The sequence below is a fragment of the Bacillus sp. MYb56 genome, assembly GCF_002976445.1.
Taxonomy (GTDB): Bacteria; Bacillota; Bacilli; order Bacillales; family Bacillaceae_G; genus Bacillus_A; species Bacillus_A mycoides.
In genome coordinates this window covers 48,070-65,683 of sequence record NZ_PCOH01000011.1, presented here as the reverse complement: position 1 = coordinate 65,683, position 17,614 = coordinate 48,070, and the positions used below count along the sequence as shown (strand labels likewise).

Sequence of the window (17,614 nt, the reverse complement as noted above, 5' to 3'; positions counted from 1 at the left end):
AAGATGAACTCAATGATCATGGTATTGAAAGAACAGATAAGCAGTTTATATTTAATTAAACGTTTATCTATTTATCAAGTAAAAAGTACAAATAATAATAATTACTTAGGACTTTCTTGGGAACTTTTGAATCCACTAATACAGATGAGTATTTATTGGTTTGTTTTTGGGTTAGGTATTAGAGGGGGACAAGGTGTTAATGGAGTTCCTTTCGTCTATTGGTTATCTGCAGGATTAGTTGTATGGTTTTTTATAAATCCGGCAATGATGCAAGCTTCTAAGTCAATTTATACAAGGTTAAATATGGTTTCAAAAATGAGCTTCCCGATGAGCGTTATTCCAAGCTTTGTAATCATGTCTAATTTTTATTCACATGTAATACTTGTAGGAGTTATAACAATTTTATTTTTAGTAACAGGACAAGGAATTTCTATTCATTATATTCAGCTTGTTTATTATATGTTTGCCACTCTTATGCTAGTATGCTCACTGTCTCTAATTACATCCACTTTAGCGACAATTGTTAGAGATACTCAAATGATTGTTCAATCGATTATGAGAATGTTATTTTATTTAACTCCTATAGTATGGACTCCTGAAAGGCTACCATCTATTTTCCAAAAGATTATGCAATTAAATCCTTTTTGCTATATTGTTGATGGATACCGGGCATCTTTATTAGGAACAAATTGGTTCTTCCAAGATATAAATTATGCGCTATATTTTTGGGGATTTGTTTTTATTACTTTTTTAATTGGCTCAGCATTACATGTGAAATTTAGAAAGCACTTTGCAGATTATCTATAATGAGGGTTGTAAAAAATGAATGAATCAGTCAGGTTTCATAATGTAACAAAAAAATACAAAATGCACAGTAAAAATTCAGATAAATTAAAGGATATCATATATCCTGGAGGATTTGGCGAAGACTTTTATGCATTAAGAAATTTAGAGTTTGTAGCTCAAAAAGGTGATGTAATTGGTATTGTTGGGGTAAATGGCTCAGGAAAGTCGACGATGTCTAATTTAATTGCTGGAATTACACCACCTACAAAAGGAAAAATTGATATTAAAGGAAAAGTTACACTTATTGCTATTGCAGCTGGGTTGAACAATCAACTTTCTGGTAGAGAAAATATTGAACTAAAGTGCTTGATGATGGGATTAAGTAAAGAAAAAATTGAGAAGTTGACACCGGAAATTATTGAATTCGCCGATATTGGAAAATTTATTGATATGCCAGTCAAGAAATACTCAAGTGGAATGAAATCCCGTTTAGGGTTTGCTATTTCTGTAAGTATTAATCCAGACGTCCTTGTAATTGATGAAGCACTTTCAGTAGGTGATCAAACATTTACAGATAAATGTTTGAAACGTATGAATGAGTTTAAAGAACAAGGGAAAACTATCTTCTTCGTCAGTCACTCTTTGGGTCAAGTGAAAAAGTTTTGTACAAAGGCTTTATGGTTAGAATATGGAGAAATTAAAGACTATGGTCCAATTCAAGAAATTATGCCGAAATATGAAAACTTCTTAAAAGAGTACAGGGCTATGAGTAGAGAAGAGCAGCAGAAGTTTAAAAAAGAATCAATGGAGAAGCAGGCGGGTAAAAATTTAATAAACAATGAAGATACGAAAAAAGAGGGCACTGCTCAAGTTGTAGATCACCTATCATTATTAGGAAAACAAAGCCCACATCATACAAAAAAGAAAAAGGGACGAAAGTTCTTAAGTGCTATTATTGGTGTTATGTTATTGATGATACTTGTTGGGGTAACTTACTGGCAAAAGGATAGTATTCTATATTCTTTACAGGCGAAAGAGCAGAAGAAAGAACCAGTAAGTAAGGTGGAACGTACTAAAAAAGAGGAGAATCCACTTGCATCTTTAGATGTCCGGTATGTAAACTCTGCAAAAGGTCGTGTTAGGGGTACACCAACTTTAGATGGACAAGTAGTTGGAACGATATCGTTTGGAACTCCATTTGTTGTAAAAGAGCAGCAAAAAGAGATGGGATCAGATATTAATTGGTTAAAATTTACATTAGGGAATGGAGAAGAGGGTTGGATTAGTGAATCCATAGTTAAATCGATTCCGTATAACCAAACAATACCTTATGAAGAATTTTTAGATAAATTAAAACAATTAGATGGAATTACTCCAAATTTAGAAGAGTATCTTACTTTTTTAGGAAAGTCTAAAGAAGAGATAATTAACATAGTAGGTAATTCAAAAAATGAAAAACAATTAGCAGTTGGAACATTAGTTCAATATGAAGATATTGATATAGTATATAATAATCAATTAATTGTTCAGAAGATAAATATTAAAAATATGAAAATATTAAAAGAAAATTTATTTGGAAAATTGGGTGAAGCACAATTGAAGGCTGAAGATAATTCGCTGTTTATTTATCGATCAAATAAATTTGACTTTGACTTTTCTTTAATAGGTTCGATAATTAATGAAATATCAATTTCAGATATTTCAAAGTAATAAAGTTTGTTATTATATTAAATGAGCATGTAGTATTTGGATATTTATAGGAGGTTAACCGTTGAAAACAGTAAAAAAAGCCATTATTCCAGCAGCTGGATTAGGGACTCGCTTCCTACCAGCAACAAAAGCAATGCCAAAAGAAATGTTACCAATTGTTGATAAACCAACAATTCAATATATCGTGGAAGAGGCAATTGCGTCTGGAATTGAAGATATTATTATCGTAACAGGAAAAGGAAAACGTGCAATTGAAGATCATTTCGATCATTCCTTTGAATTAGAACAAAACTTACTATCAAAAGGAAAGTATGAAACTCTTGAAAAAGTACAAGAATCTTCAAAGATCAATATTCATTATATTCGCCAAAAAGAGCCTAAAGGTTTAGGACATGCTGTTTGGTGTGCTCGTAAATTTATTGGAAATGAGCCATTTGCGGTACTACTTGGTGATGATATTGTTCAAGCGGATACGCCGTGCTTACGCCAATTAATGAATCAATATGAGAATACACAATCATCAGTAATTGGTGTTCAAACTGTTCCAGAGAATGAAACGCATCGCTATGGTATTATTGATCCGATAGAGCAAAAGGATCGCAGTTATCAAGTGAGTAAATTTGTTGAAAAACCTGCTAAAGGAACAGCACCATCTAACTTAGCGATTATGGGGCGTTACGTGTTAACTCCAGAAATCTTTATGTTCTTAGAAGATCAACAAACAGGGGCAGGCGGAGAAATTCAGTTAACAGATGCGATTCAGCGTTTAAATGAAATTCAACGTGTATTTGCATATGATTTCGAAGGAAAACGCTATGATGTCGGAGAAAAACTAGGGTTTATTCAAACAACAATTGAAATGGCACTGCAACACGAAGAGTTAAAAAAAGAGCTATTAGATTATATGAAAAAGTTAGTGGAAAGCGCAATGGTTTGTAACTAAGCTTTAACGATACAAAAAAGACTTCATTAGAAATGAAGTCTTTTTTTGTAGAAAAGGATGCTAAAATTTTTATGGATCAGAATCAATATGTTGGGTAAACAGTTAAGGTGAATCTGTTTTTGGAATTAGCTTTTTAATAATACTTCTTTTTTTCAGTCGTCAAACTTGTAGGATATTGTTTAATTCAGTTTTAAATAGTTTTTATAATATATCAATATATGAATAAAATAATTCATTTGAAATAATTATTTATGAAGTTATTTTTGAATTTATATAAGGATAATTGAATTAAATATACTAAGGTAATTGTTGGATTTGATGTATAAATTTATATTGACGGGTTCATTATCAAGAACTAAAATGAATATTAAATGAGTATATTAAGATTAAAGAAACAAGGAGTGAATTTTCCGAATGAAATGTATACTCAGAAAATTCATTCTACTTATGATTTAGTAAATTATGTTCGATATAATCAAAATTAACTTAGGTTATACGATTTGATTTACCAGCGATTAGCTTTTTTATTAGTTAAATAGACAGTAATGGAGGGGAAACATGGAAAAGGAAATAAACTTAAAAAATTTATTTAATGTTATAAAAAGAAAATTTTGGATTATTGCAGTAATTACGATATTAGCGGCATGTATTGGTGGTATATATAGCATTTTCATGAAAACGCCTTTATATGCGTCTTCTGCAAGAATCCTCATTCCAGCTAATGCTGATGCTATAGCTACACTTAAAGTGATGATAAAGGAACCTATTGTTTTAGAGAAAGTGGCCCAGCAATTAAATTCGCAAAAATCAGCAGATGCATTGAATGGACAGGTTAGTGTTGGAAAGATTGAAGAGTCACAGGTTTTTGTTATTACGGCTGTAGATACTAATCCAGCCCAGGCAGTCAAAATTGCCAATGCTACAGCAAATGTTTATAAAGAAGAAGCCAATGCTATCCTAAATTTTTCGAATGTCCGCATCTTAACAGAAGCAAAAGTACAAGAGCATCCTTTACCGATAAACTTGAATCATGCAAAAGCGATTGAGATGGCCTTGGCTGCCGGTCTTATACTGAGTATCGGAGTAGTCTTTGTATTGGATTCTCTTGATGAAACAATTAAATCGGAACGTAACATTGAAAAATTATTACCGGTTCCCGTTTTAGGAAGTGTTTCTCAAATGAAGAAAAATAATATAGTAGATAAAACAAGTAAGAGAGAAAGTGTAATAGTGGAGGGGAAAACATTTGATTCATAATAAAAAGCAAAGCCGTATCCTTGATAATAGTCATTTAATTGCTCATATCGCTCCGAAATCGAAGATGGCTGAGGAATATCGAACAATTCGTACTAACCTTCAATTTGCAATTGGCACGGACAAAACAAGAACTATAATTATTACTTCTCCTGGATATGGAGAAGGTAAAACCACCACTGTGGCAAATTTGGCGGTTTCTATGGCTCAGCGAGATGAAAAAGTCTTAGTTGTTGATGCGGATTTGCGAACTCCGGAACTACATGCGATTTTTGGAATGGAAAATAAATCTGGATTAACAAATGTTTTGGAGGGAAAAGCAGCATTAGAAAAAGTGGTAATGCAGACAGAAATCAAAAATGTACATATATTGACAAGTGGTCCCGAAATTAATAATCCAGCTGAGATGCTTAGTTTACCATCTATGCAAAATTTAATTAGCAAAGCAATAGAGCAGTATGACATTATTTTATTTGATTCTCCGCCCCTTCTTGAGGTTATAGATACAAATATACTAGCTAGTCAATGTGATGGGGTATTATTGGTGTTAAGTTGCTATCAAACTGCTAGTGAAGCAGTTGTTGAAGCGAATAGGGCCTTAGATTTAACAAAAGGAAAGCTTGTAGGGGCTATTCTAAATAAAAAAGTATAAGAGATTTATTAGAATTGATTATACATAAAATAATAATACAGCGCTTTCCTAATGGGTGACGTAAGGATGAGAAGCTTTTCATATATTTTATAGTAGAGAATGAAAGACTACCTATAAAAAATTATAGGGTACGGTGATGTCTCCTTACCACTATCAATGGAGACACTCGATCATACTGTGGGTTGAAGAACCTTAGACGTTAGTCGTCAAGAGTGTGGTGTGAGGGAGGGTTGGATGCCCAAACTTATTTGAAGTTCTTGTCTAGAAAGTCTTTCTAAAGGATTTTGTAGATAGGAACTTTGTATTAGTTGGTTATTGATTATTTTCCTTGTCTATATGTTTAGCTAGACATATTCAATATATAAATCTTTTAATTCTAAGATAACAATTATGAGGATTTCCTTTTATTATATATAAAAAATTTAGAGAGGGGGGCCTATTATGACGTATCGCCAGAGATTATCCTTATTAATTTTAATTGATTCCTTAATCGTATTAACTACGGTTTTCTTTAGTCGCTTCTTAGTAAGTGCTGATTTCAATGTCATAACATTTCCCATCGTAGTGAGTGCAATGACGCTGCTATTTAGCCATCATATTTTTTCTTTTATTTATAAGCTTTATAAAAAAGCATGGGAGTATGCAAGTGTAGGAGAATTGCTAATTATTTTAAAAGCAATCACACTTTCTGTTATCACAACAGCAGTAGTACAACAAATATTGGTTCAAGATATTTATTTCCGTCTTCTTGTTGTAACGTGGATGATTCATATTTTACTGATTGGAGGATCACGTTTTCTATGGCGGATGTTCAGAGATGCTTATATTCAAAAAGGGGAGGACAAAAAAAGAACACTAATTATTGGTGCGGGTTCTGCAGGTACAATGGTTGTAAGGCAACTTTTGAATAGTAATGATACTGAATTACTGCCTGTGGCATTTATAGATGATAATATAAAGAAACAAGGGTTGGATATTCTTGGAATACCGGTAATTGGAGGAATTGACCGTATTGAATTTGCTGTTCAGCAATTAGATATCGATAGCATCATAATAGCAATTCCTTCACTTAGCAAGAAAGCATTAAATATGATTTTTCAAGAATGTTCCAAGACAAAAATAAAAACACAAATTCTTCCAATGCTAGAGGATTTAGTGACTGGAAAAGTTTCAGTGAATGAATTTCGTGATGTCCAAGTAGACGATTTATTAGGACGTGATCCTGTTGAATTGGATATTGAAAGTATTTCAGAATTTATTACTAATAAAATTATTTTAGTAACTGGTGCTGGTGGTTCAATTGGATCTGAAATTTGTCGTCAAATTGCAAAATTCAACCCAAAACAATTGATTTTATTAGGTCATGGTGAAAATAGTATTTATTCTATCGAAATGGAATTGAAAGAGCTATACGGTGACACAGATATTGTCGTTACCACAGAAATTGCTGATGTACAGGATGATCTGAAAATGATGTCAGTAATGAGTCAATATCAGCCTCAAGTTGTTTATCATGCCGCTGCACATAAGCATGTACCATTGATGGAACGTAACCCCGAAGAAGCTATCAAAAACAATTTAATTGGGACAACAAACGTGGCAAAAGCGGCAAGCTGGAATGGGGTCGAGACGTTTGTAATGATTTCTACAGATAAAGCTGTGAATCCGACAAGTGTAATGGGAGCAACAAAAAGGCTTGCTGAAATGGTAATTCAAAACTTGGACAAAACAAGTAATACAAAGTTTGTGGCTGTAAGATTTGGTAATGTATTAGGAAGCCGCGGTAGTGTTATACCGTTGTTTAAAAAACAAATTAAGCAAGGTGGTCCAGTTACGGTTACACATCCAGATATGATTCGTTACTTTATGACAATTCCAGAGGCGTCCAAGCTTGTAATACAGGCTGGTGCATTAGCTAAAGGTGGAGAAATATTTGTGTTAGATATGGGAGATCCTGTGAAAATAGTAGATCTTGCGAAAAATTTAATTACATTATCAGGAAATTCGCTAGAAGAAATACAAATAGAGTTCACTGGAATAAGACCTGGAGAGAAGCTCTTTGAAGAACTATTGAAAAAAGAAGAAATACATGAACAACAAATTCATCCTAAAATTTATATAGGTAAAACATCGAACCTTTGTATAAACGAAATTGAAGCAGTTCTCCAAACTTATAAGAATCTCGAGAAGACGGAATTAAGAAAACGTGTATTGACATTGGCAAATAGTCATATAACTCCACAAAATATGATGTAAATATGGATTTTGATCTGCATATATATGCTTAGAATTATGTTTTACTATGTAGAGAAATGAGAATGAAGTATGCACAGGTGGTTAGTTACAATATAACAATTGTAGGGTGATATATATATGGAAAATAAAGTATTATTTTGTGCGACGGTAGACTTTCACTTTAAAGCATTTCATTTGCCATATATGAAATGGTTTAAAGAACAAGGCTGGGAAGTCCATGTTGCTGCTGCTGGCAACATGGAACTTCCATATGTGGATAAGAAGTATGACATTTCTATTCAAAGGTCACCTTTGCAATTTAAGAATATTAAGGCTTATAAAGAGCTGAAAGATATTATTTATGAAAATCAATATAAAATTATTCATTGCCATACCCCGATGGGGGGAGCCGTTGCACGTTTGGCAGCAAGAAAGTCTAGAAAGCATGGAACAAAAGTTTTATATACTGCGCATGGATTTCATTTTTGTAAAGGTGCCCCGCTTGCAAATTGGCTGTTATATTATCCAATTGAAAAAATGCTAGCAAATTATACAGATTGCCTCATTACAATTAACCAAGAAGATTATAACTTGGCTGTTCAGCGAAAGTTTAAAGTACCTAAAATTGAACAAATTCATGGGGTGGGAGTGGACACAGAATATTTTAAACCAGTTAGTGAGGCTCAAAAGAATTGTCTAAGGATTGAGATGGGTTATAAACCGGATGATTTTTTAATGTTTTATGCGGCTGAGTTTAATAAAAATAAAAATCAGCAGTTTTTGATTCGTTCATTGGCCTTAATAAAAGATCATGTTCCCAATGCGAGGCTTCTATTGGCTGGGAATGGTCCTTTGATAAATGATTGCAAAAATTTAGCTGAAAAAATGGGCGTATTTGAAATGATAGATTTCCTTGGTTATAGGAATGATATTGCAAAAATTTTACCTATTTGTGATATTTCTGTTGCATCCAGTCTACGTGAGGGGTTACCAGTTAATATTATGGAAGCGATGGCTTGCGGGTTGCCTGTTATAGCTAGTGAGAACAGGGGCCATAAAGAGTTAATTCAAAATGGTGTAAATGGTTGGACAGTAGGTCGTGAAGACATACAGACAATGGCAGAAAAGATAAAATATCTTGCTGAAAATAGTAGCTTACAAGGCATATTCGGAGAGTCTGGTCGTGAGATTATTAAAAATAATTATGCCGTCAATAAAGTATTAGAAGAAAAGAGCTATATTTACACCATGTTTATGAGTGGAACGGAGGCGTTAGATTGGATTGTCCATTAAGAATCTTACATGTTGTAGTCAATATGAACCGTGGTGGTGCAGAAACCCTTATTATGAACTTGTACCGGAATATAGATCGAAATAAAGTGCAGTTTGATTTTCTTACTTGTAAGGAAGGTGTTTTTGATACAGAAATATCAGAATTAGGTGGGAAAGTGCACAGGATTCCATATATTACTGATGGTGGTCATAACGAATACATAAAGTCTTTAGATAATTTTTTTGAATCTCATCAAGAATATAAGATTGTACACTCACACATGGATAAGATGAGTGGATTTGTGTTACGTGCAGCTAAGAAAGCCGGTATACCAGTTCGTATCGCACATAGTCACAATACTAGCAGTGAAGGTGGAGTTGCTGCGAAAGTATATAAGTGGTATGCAGGGAAGTATATATTAAGAAGTGCGACACATCTTCTAGCATGCTCGGATGCAGCATCTCACTGGTTATTTGCAGGTAAAACAGATACTGCCACGATTTTAAAAAATGGAATTGAGCCTGAAAAGTTTTCATTTTCCCCCGAAATTAGAAAACAGATAAGAGAGGAACTAAATCTTACAGTTGATAACTTTGTAGTAGGGCATGTAGGAAGGTTTGCGCATCAAAAAAATCATGGATTCCTTATAGAAGTGTTTGCTCAGTTAGTTAAACTTAGAAGAGATTCCGTTCTTGTTTTGGTGGGGGATGGTCCGTTACGGTTAAAGAGTGAACAAAAAGTGGAAGAATTAAATTTAGGGGCTAATGTAAAGTTTCTTGGCATAAGGAGCGATATCGACCATTTACTTCAAGCTTTTGATGTATTTGCATTCCCATCCATTCATGAAGGATTGCCTGTTACTCTTATAGAAGCGCAAGGAGCTGGGTTATCTTGTGTAATCTCGGATGCGATAACTAAAGAAGTAGACATGGGAGCAGGTCTAGTGAGTTTTGAAAGCATAAATACCTCTCCCGAAATATGGGCGCAGGATATATTGGATGTCAATAAACGTATGCAAGATGTAGAAGGATATATCAAGAAAGAAGGATATGATATAAGTGAATCGGCTACTTGGCTTGAGAATTTTTATCTTCAAGCGCTTTAATTAATAGTAACTTCTATATTTTAAATAATGTCTAAAGGATTAAAAAGGAGCACAATGATGTCAAGAGTTTCATGTTGTCTTAGGCTAGGAGAAGTTCCGCTGCATCTCTATAATATAACTGCAGGTTTTGTTCTACTTGCTCAACAAGGAGTAATAGACTTGAGGATAGAGAAACTTAGTAAGAATCATCAAGATCAATTACCTTATAATATGATGGAAGTTATAATCAACGGGAAAACTCGAGTGTTATATGATGTTAATGATGGTTATGATAATTTGCTTAAGCAAAATCAGGATTATGTTGAGTTTATGAATGTGTTGTTAGAAAAATACGACTTTTACTTTAAGCGAAGTTTTAATAGTTTTTATAATTCAAAGTTAAGGCATAAGGAAAAAATTTATCCTCTTGGATTAAATTATATGGTTACAATACCTGGAAATATTGCGCATTCACCGATGCCTCAAGATCCACTTAGGGAGAAAATTAAGAAAATAATACGGAAGGTTCCGTTGTCTCAATATTACAATGGTTTATATCGTATTAATTCTTTTGAAGATATACCTCATAAAGAAATAGATTCAAAAATTCTTTTTATGGCTAGGCTATGGGATGTAAATGGAGATTATGAAGGGCAAATTTCTTCGAATAAAAAGGAAGAACGTGCATATATTAATGATTTTCGAGCAACATGCATTAGACTTTGTCGAAAAGAGTTTGGAGATAAATTTTATGGAGGAGTAGCACCATCAGAATTTGCATATAAAAATTATGCAGATATTGTCATAGAAGACGGAAAAGCTACTGAACGGAATAATTACCTAAGAAAGGTAAAAGAATCTGCAATTTGTATTGCAACTATGGGATTACATCAATCTATTGGTTGGAAATTTGCAGAGTATGTTGCAGCAAGCAAGGCTATAGTAACAGAAGAATTACATTATGAAGTCCCAGGTGATTTTCGTGATGGTCAAAATTATCTTGTTTTTAAAACACCAGAAGAATGTATAAATCAAATATATACTTTATCAAATGATGAAAATTATAGATATCAAATGATGATTAACAATTATAGATATTACCATGAATATGTAAGACCTGATAGATTAGTATTAAATAGTATATTAACAATATTAGGGGATGAATTTTAATAGATTAGATGATTGATGGAGAGATGTAAATTGAAACCTACTCTTACAATTTTTACACCTACATTTAACCGTGCTTACACGCTGCATTTATGTTATGAAAGTTTAAAGCGACAGACAAGTAAGGATTTTGTTTGGTTAATTATTGATGATGGATCTACAGATGACACAAGAGAGTTAATAGAAAATTGGATTTCCCAAGGCAGTATCTCAATTCAGTATCATTATCAAGAGAATCAGGGAATGCACGGGGCACATAATACTGCTTACGAATTAATTGATACGGAACTTAATGTTTGTATTGATTCTGATGATTATATGGCGGATGATGCCGTTGAAAATATCACTCGTTTTTGGAAGGAGTATGGAAGTAATGATTACGCTGGCATAATAGGATTAGACGCTAATCCAAATGGAAAAGTTATTGGAACGATGATGCCGGAACATGTGAAGGAATCTAAACTGACAGATTTGCATGCGAAATATAAAGTCACAGGTGATAAAAAGTTAGTTTATCGATCAGAGTTAACACGAAAAACCCCACCATATCCAATATTTCCGGGCGAAAAGTACTGTCCTTTAAGTTATAAATATATTCTTATTGATCAAGAGCAGCCTTTACTCATCATGAATAAAGTTCTTTGTCATGTTGAGTATTTAGCAGATGGATCTAGCATGAACATTATTAAGCAATATAGAAAAAACCCCCAAGGGTTCTCATTCTTTAGAAAAGTTGCTATGAAATATGCTCCTACATTAAAAGAAAAATTTCGAGAATCTATACATTATGTATCTAGCAACTTGATGATCAAAAACTATAAATTTCTTATTGAGTCCCCATGTAAGCTTATTACTTTGGTGGCTACACCTTTTGGGATTATGCTTCATTTTTATATTCAAAAGACGAGTAAAGCTACTGTTTTGAAAAATAAATAGTAGGTCTTTAATTAACTATGTATTTTATTGTCACATGTATTTAGATTGTAAGAGAAATATAGGACTTGATAGGCTATATTATTGAATTATTTGGTTAAAGAATAGCAAAGAGTTCTATATTTGCAATCTATAATATGAAAGGAATTTAAAAATGTTTATATTTTGGGTTACGCTGGTCTTAGTTTATATTCTTTCTTTTTTAGCAAGATATTTTTCTACTCCTGTAATAAGGGGACCACACATTGTTCAATCAAAGCCAAATAAGCTGTTAGTATTTTTAACAATAGTTATTCTTGTAATGGTGTCTGGTCTCCGTAATAATATCGGGGATACTTTTTTTTATATGTATTCTTATAAAAAAGATACGTTTGATTGGGAACATATAAAAGAAGGAAAAGATATGGGTTTTAATGTGCTTCAGATGATTTTAAAACAGTTCTCTAATGACCCTCAAATATTGATTTTTGTAACGGCACTAATAACAAATGTACTTATTGTGTTGGTTTTATATAAATATACAAGAATGTTCGAATTAAGTTTATATGTATATATAACAGGTGGAATGTATTTAATATCAATGAATGGGATAAGGCAATTTCTTGCAGCAGCAATTATTTTTGCTGCAACAAAATATATATTTGAAGGTAACTGGAAAAAGTATATTCTAATTATTCTATTTGCATCAACAATACATCAAACTGCACTTATCCTTATTCCAATATATTTTATGATTAGGAGAAAAGCATGGTCATGGGAAACGTATGTAACCCTTTTTTGCTCTGTATTCATAGTTATAGGGTTTAATCAATTTTTAGATACGTTATTCTCAGTCATAGGAGATAGTCAGTATGGAGATTACAAGAACTTTTCTGAGGGCGGAGCAAATATACTTAGAGTTGGAGTTAATATTCCTCCAATTATTATTGCTTACATTGGAAGAGAGAAACTTAGGGAAATATTTCCTAAAAGTGACTATGTAGTAAATATGTCTATATTAGGACTTGTATTCATGATAATTTCAACACAAAATTGGATTTTTGCAAGATTTTCTATATATTTTGGATTATACCAATTAATTTTAATTTCATGGATTATAAAATTATTTACTGATAAAGACCAAAAACTAGTTTATTATGCAATATTAGTATTTTATTTTATTTTCTATGCATACGAGAATGTAATAACATTAAACATTATTTATAAAAGTAATTTTTTAAATTTCTAAGTTTTTTAAGGTGAAATATGTTAATGACTAGTTGATCAATGAAATATGGAAATTTAGGTGTATAGGTATATTATTCTATATAGTTTAGAAAGGGGATACTGAGTTGGCATTTACAGAAAAGATTCCACGCATCATTCACTATTGTTGGTTTGGTAAAGGAGAAAAACCTATAATAGTAAAAAAATGTATAGATAGCTGGAAAGAGAATTTAGCTGGTTATGAAATAATTGAGTGGAATGAAGATAATTTTGATATAAATTGTAATTTATATGTCAAGGAAGCCTATGAATACAAAAAATTTGCATTTGTAAGTGATTATGTAAGAGTATACGCTCTTTATAAATTTGGAGGAATTTACTTAGATACGGATGTGGAGGTATTCAAATCTTTTGATGATATGCTACATCATGATTCATTTTGGGGATTTGAACAAGAGAACTATATAGCTACAAGTACAATAGGAGCGACTAAAGGAAATGTGTTAATAAGAATGTTTCTAGATTCATACGAAGAAAAAAGTTTTATTAAAGAGGATGGAAAGTATGACAGTTTAACCAATGTGGCCATTATAAGCGAGATACTAAAAAATAAAGGATTACAGTTGAATGGAGAATATCAAGAAATAAGTGGGATAGGAGCCTTCTATCCTCAAACATATTTTTCTCCATATGATTATATTAACTGTAGAAAATTTATTACTCCAAATACATATGCAATGCATCATTTTTATAAAAGTTGGTTACCACCTAAAGCAAGATTGAAGAGTGGTTTAAAACTGTTAGCATCTAAGGTTATAGGTGGAGAAAATATAGCGCGGATAAGAAAATTTGTTACAAAAAATTAGGAGGCATATATGAAGGATATACTGGTGGCCTCATTTGATATGGAAGTTGGAGGAGTAGAAAGAAGCCTTATAAGTATGCTTGAGGGTTTTGATTACAAAAAATACGCTGTTGATTTAATGCTGTATAGACATCAAGGGGATTTTATGGAATTAGTTTGTAACAAGGTAAATTTATTAGAAGAAGTTCCACAATACACCACCTTTAGGAAGTCAATCGGAGAAACTTTAAAGGATAAAGAATATGGCATTGGATTTTCTAGAATTTTATCTAAGATAAATACTCGTTTTGCAGGAAAAGCTAAAGGAATAGTAGAGACAGGATATTATCAAATGCAATTAATGTGGAAATATGCTATTCCATTTTTACCTAAACTAGATAAAGAGTATGATGTTGCAATTAGTTATTTGTGGCCGCATTATTTTGTAGCAGATAAGGTCAAGGCTAAGAAAAAAATAGCATGGATTCATACAGATTATTCTACAATTGAGACAGATATAGAGATGGATTTAAAAGTATGGAATAAATTTGATTGTATTGTAGCTGTATCAGAGGCATGCAAAAATTCATTTTTAAAAAAATATAGTGCATTAAAAAATAAGGTTATAGTAATGGAAAATATAACCTCCCCGCAGTTTATTAGAGACATGGCGAATGAAGAAATAGATACCCCTATGCTCCTTGATAACCGTTTTAAAGTTATAACTGTGGCTAGACTATCTCATGCAAAAGGAATCGATAATGCTGTTAGGGCTTTAAGGATATTGAAAGATAAAGGCTATGAGAATATAGCCTGGTATGTAGTTGGATATGGTGGAGACGAAACAATGATTAAAAATCTAATAAGGGATTTGAAATTAGAAAATAGCTTTGTGTTGCTAGGAAAGCAAATTAATCCATATCCATATATAAAAGAAGCTGATTTATATGTCCAACCATCTAGATATGAGGGAAAAGCTGTTACAGTAGGAGAGGCTCAGATACTTGCAAAACCAGTCCTAATTACAAATTATACAACCGCAAACAGTCAAGTGAAAAATGGGGTTGACGGATATATTACGGAATTATCCGTTGAAGGAATAGCAGATGGAATAGAAAAATTGTATAAGGATGCTACCGTAAGAAAGCAGTTAGCTAACAATTGTAGTAATACTGATTATAGTAATAAGTATGAATTAAATAAGTTGTATGAAATTATAGAGGCTTAAAAGTTTATTAAGTGTATTGGTACAACTACAAAAATTTTTAAAAATGAAAGTATAAGGGATTCAAAGTAAAGGGGTGATTTGCCCATGAATAGAAATGTCAGTGTAATTATACCGGTTTATAATGCTGGTAAATATATTACTCGGTGTATAGAATCACTGTTAAATCAGGTGCTTCATAACTGCGAATTTATCTTTATTAATGATGGTTCAACGGACAATAGCGTAGAGATTATTGAAAAGTATAGGGCACTAGATGACAGGATTATACTTATAAATCAAAAAAATCAAGGTGTGAGTATTGCAAGGAATCAAGGACTTCTTATAGCTAATGGTGAATATATTGGATTTGTTGATGCTGATGATTATGTAGAAGCGGATATGTATGAAACTCTGTATAATTCAGCAAAACAAAGCAATTGTGATGTAATTATATCAAATTTAAGAAGTGAGATTGAAGGGCATAAGGTAACAATTGAATATCCATTTCCAACTAATATCGTTCTAAAAAAAGAATATATAAATAAAGAGATATTACCCTATTTTCTTAAAAGCGATAATTTAAATACTGCTGTAAACAAAATTTATAAAAATAGCATAATAACGAAAAATAATGTGAAGTTTCCAGAGAAGGTTGCATTAGGAGAAGATGGAATGTTTAATATTCAGTTTTTTAGTAATGCAACTAATATGAAATATATAGATTATACGGGATATTATTATAGGGATGTAGCGGGTAGCGCAACTCGGGATATCTCAAAAAAAGATTATTTCAAGCGAGCTGTAGAAGTATATAATATGGAACTACCGAAAATTTACATCGAAAAGGTCGATAAGGCAAAGATACGTGAATTGAAATCAAGAAAGTTTATAAATAGTGTAATTTCCTACGTATATATTTATTTTGAACCGTCTAAGGAAATACGGTTTAGTGAGAGATATGAATACATAAAAAATATGATATGCAATAAATATGTTAGAGAGGCATTGCCACTATATTGTGAAGTAACTTATAGCAAGCTTGGTAGATATGAGAAATTTTTAATAAATATGATTAAAAGAAAATCTACTGTGGGGTTATACTTCGCAGTCTCTTACAGCAGGCTTAGAAATAAATAAAACTGGAGGAATTTAGTGTGAAGTTTATGATGTTTGCCCATGGGGGCAGTTTGAATAGAGGGTGCGAAGCGATAGTTCGAGCTTCTACAAATATTATAAAAGAAAAAATAGATGGAGCAAAAGTATGTTTGGCATCAGATAGACCTGAAACAGATAAGGTAATCAATAAGTTAGATTATATATATGATGGCTCTAGCCGCAGTCTGAAAAAATATTCATATGATTGGTTATTGTCCTCAGTTAAAGTAAAACTCTTTAACGATGAGTCTTATGCATTAGGGAAAATTCATCATAACATAATAAAGCATATAAAAAGTTCCGATGTATGTTTATCTATCGGAGGGGATAATTATTGCTATGGAGAGCAACCTGGGTGGTATGAGATTGATAGAAGAGTAAAAATGCAGGGAAAAAAGCTAGTACTATGGGGATGTTCTATAGGAGAAGAGGATATGTCTGAAAGAAAGTTGGAAGATCTAAAGCTCTTTGATTTAATATTAGCACGCGAAAGTCTTACCTATAATATGTTAAAAAAACAAGGATTAAATAATGTTCAATTGTGTGCTGATGCTGCGTTTACAATGGAAAAAGAAGAATTGGAGTTGCCTAATGGATGGCAGGAAGGAAATACAATGGGTCTTAATTTTAGCCCGCTTGTATGGAATAGAAATGAGAATTCTCAAGTTGCGGTAAGAGAGTTAATTAATCATATATTAAATACTACAGATATGACGATTGCTCTTACACCTCACGTTATTGAAGATGGGAACAATGATTACGAAGTTCTCTACAAATATTACCAAGAATTTAAGGACACAGGCAGAGTGATTCTGTTACCAGATAACTTAAATGCAATACAGTATAAGGGGTATATAGCTAGAATGCGTTTCTTTATAGGAGCTCGAACGCATGCAACTATAGCTGCTTACTCTAGTTTTATTCCGACTATGGTATTGGGATATAGTGTAAAGTCCAAAGGGATATCTAAAGATATATTTGGGGAAGAAAAATTAGTTTTAGATATAGAGGAGATATCTGATAGTAATAAATTAAAAGCAAGATTTGATGAGATGGTACGAGAGGAAGAGGAGATAAGGCAAAAGCTACGACAATCTATACCTAATGTAAAGAAAATGTCCTACAAAGCAGTAGAGTATTTGAAAGAATTGTCTAATTAATTTGG

At 32.3% G+C, this 17,614-nt stretch carries 15 protein-coding genes; all 15 read left to right on the top strand.

The genetic code is table 11. The features are described from left to right. Positions 1–3: 3 nt before the first annotated feature. The 15 genes from CQ058_RS15180 (at position 4) to CQ058_RS15110 (ending at position 17,609) form a co-directional block, all read left to right on the top strand. Positions 4–807 (top strand): ABC transporter permease, encoded by an 804-nt coding sequence (locus CQ058_RS15180; protein ID WP_105589838.1) that lies wholly within the window; start codon positions 4–6, stop codon positions 805–807. A 15-nt stretch (positions 808–822) separates the two neighbouring features. Next, the gene (tagH, locus tag CQ058_RS15175) at positions 823–2,496 is read left to right on the top strand and encodes a teichoic acids export ABC transporter ATP-binding subunit TagH (protein ID WP_002184559.1); all 1,674 of its coding nucleotides are present in this window, start codon (positions 823–825) and stop codon (positions 2,494–2,496) included. 61 nt (positions 2,497–2,557) lie between these two features. Continuing rightward, entirely contained in the window at positions 2,558–3,439 is an 882-nt protein-coding gene (gene galU, locus CQ058_RS15170; protein WP_002184560.1) for a UTP--glucose-1-phosphate uridylyltransferase GalU, read from the top strand. Positions 3,440–3,997: 558 nt separating this feature from the next. Continuing rightward, positions 3,998–4,696 (top strand): YveK family protein, encoded by a 699-nt coding sequence (locus tag CQ058_RS15165; RefSeq protein WP_044439499.1) that lies wholly within the window; start codon positions 3,998–4,000, stop codon positions 4,694–4,696. Then, positions 4,686–5,345 (top strand): CpsD/CapB family tyrosine-protein kinase, encoded by a 660-nt coding sequence (locus tag CQ058_RS15160; protein ID WP_002184562.1) that lies wholly within the window; start codon positions 4,686–4,688, stop codon positions 5,343–5,345. Before CQ058_RS15165 ends, CQ058_RS15160 begins: the two co-directional genes overlap by 11 nt. Before the next feature lie 441 nt (positions 5,346–5,786). Next, the gene (locus tag CQ058_RS15155; protein WP_105589837.1) at positions 5,787–7,601 is read left to right on the top strand and encodes a polysaccharide biosynthesis protein; all 1,815 of its coding nucleotides are present in this window, start codon (positions 5,787–5,789) and stop codon (positions 7,599–7,601) included. A 117-nt stretch (positions 7,602–7,718) separates the two neighbouring features. Next, positions 7,719–8,873 (top strand): glycosyltransferase family 4 protein, encoded by a 1,155-nt coding sequence (locus tag CQ058_RS15150; protein WP_105589836.1) that lies wholly within the window; start codon positions 7,719–7,721, stop codon positions 8,871–8,873. Next, positions 8,858–9,958, top strand: coding sequence for a glycosyltransferase family 1 protein (locus tag CQ058_RS15145; protein WP_105589835.1), 1,101 nt, complete (start codon positions 8,858–8,860; stop codon positions 9,956–9,958). The genes CQ058_RS15150 and CQ058_RS15145 overlap by 16 nt, the downstream gene beginning before the upstream one ends. A gap of 57 nt (positions 9,959–10,015) precedes the next feature. Continuing rightward, positions 10,016–11,107 carry a hypothetical protein gene (locus tag CQ058_RS15140; protein ID WP_070145563.1) on the top strand — a complete coding sequence of 364 codons (1,092 nt, stop codon included), beginning with the start codon at positions 10,016–10,018 and terminating at the stop codon, positions 11,105–11,107. Positions 11,108–11,137: 30 nt separating this feature from the next. Further along, positions 11,138–12,040 carry a glycosyltransferase family A protein gene (locus CQ058_RS15135; RefSeq protein WP_070145562.1) on the top strand — a complete coding sequence of 301 codons (903 nt, stop codon included), beginning with the start codon at positions 11,138–11,140 and terminating at the stop codon, positions 12,038–12,040. A 151-nt stretch (positions 12,041–12,191) separates the two neighbouring features. Then, positions 12,192–13,265 carry an EpsG family protein gene (locus CQ058_RS15130; RefSeq protein WP_105589834.1) on the top strand — a complete coding sequence of 358 codons (1,074 nt, stop codon included), beginning with the start codon at positions 12,192–12,194 and terminating at the stop codon, positions 13,263–13,265. A gap of 103 nt (positions 13,266–13,368) precedes the next feature. Next, positions 13,369–14,109 carry a glycosyltransferase family 32 protein gene (locus CQ058_RS15125; protein ID WP_105589833.1) on the top strand — a complete coding sequence of 247 codons (741 nt, stop codon included), beginning with the start codon at positions 13,369–13,371 and terminating at the stop codon, positions 14,107–14,109. A 9-nt stretch (positions 14,110–14,118) separates the two neighbouring features. Further along, positions 14,119–15,315, top strand: coding sequence for a glycosyltransferase (locus tag CQ058_RS15120; protein WP_044439486.1), 1,197 nt, complete (start codon positions 14,119–14,121; stop codon positions 15,313–15,315). A gap of 84 nt (positions 15,316–15,399) precedes the next feature. After that, positions 15,400–16,431, top strand: coding sequence for a glycosyltransferase (locus CQ058_RS15115; RefSeq protein ID WP_105589832.1), 1,032 nt, complete (start codon positions 15,400–15,402; stop codon positions 16,429–16,431). Between the two features lie 17 nt (positions 16,432–16,448). After that, complete coding sequence (locus CQ058_RS15110) at positions 16,449–17,609, top strand: polysaccharide pyruvyl transferase family protein (protein ID WP_105589831.1); 1,161 nt, start codon at positions 16,449–16,451, stop codon at positions 17,607–17,609. Positions 17,610–17,614 lie beyond the last annotated feature (5 nt).

Excerpts from the sequence above, each read along its gene's own strand:
- CQ058_RS15180 (WP_105589838.1), top strand. The coding sequence starts at position 4 with ATGAACTCAATGATCATGGTATTGAAAGAACAGATAAGCAGTTTATAT.
- CQ058_RS15150 (WP_105589836.1), top strand. The coding sequence starts at position 7,719 with ATGGAAAATAAAGTATTATTTTGTGCGACGGTAGACTTTCACTTTAAA.
- CQ058_RS15165 (WP_044439499.1), top strand. The coding sequence starts at position 3,998 with ATGGAAAAGGAAATAAACTTAAAAAATTTATTTAATGTTATAAAAAGA.
- CQ058_RS15140 (WP_070145563.1), top strand. The coding sequence starts at position 10,016 with ATGTCAAGAGTTTCATGTTGTCTTAGGCTAGGAGAAGTTCCGCTGCAT.
- CQ058_RS15130 (WP_105589834.1), top strand. The coding sequence starts at position 12,192 with ATGTTTATATTTTGGGTTACGCTGGTCTTAGTTTATATTCTTTCTTTT.
- tagH (WP_002184559.1), top strand. The coding sequence starts at position 823 with ATGAATGAATCAGTCAGGTTTCATAATGTAACAAAAAAATACAAAATG.
- CQ058_RS15120 (WP_044439486.1), top strand. The coding sequence starts at position 14,119 with ATGAAGGATATACTGGTGGCCTCATTTGATATGGAAGTTGGAGGAGTA.
- CQ058_RS15115 (WP_105589832.1), top strand. The coding sequence starts at position 15,400 with ATGAATAGAAATGTCAGTGTAATTATACCGGTTTATAATGCTGGTAAA.
- CQ058_RS15155 (WP_105589837.1), top strand. The coding sequence starts at position 5,787 with ATGACGTATCGCCAGAGATTATCCTTATTAATTTTAATTGATTCCTTA.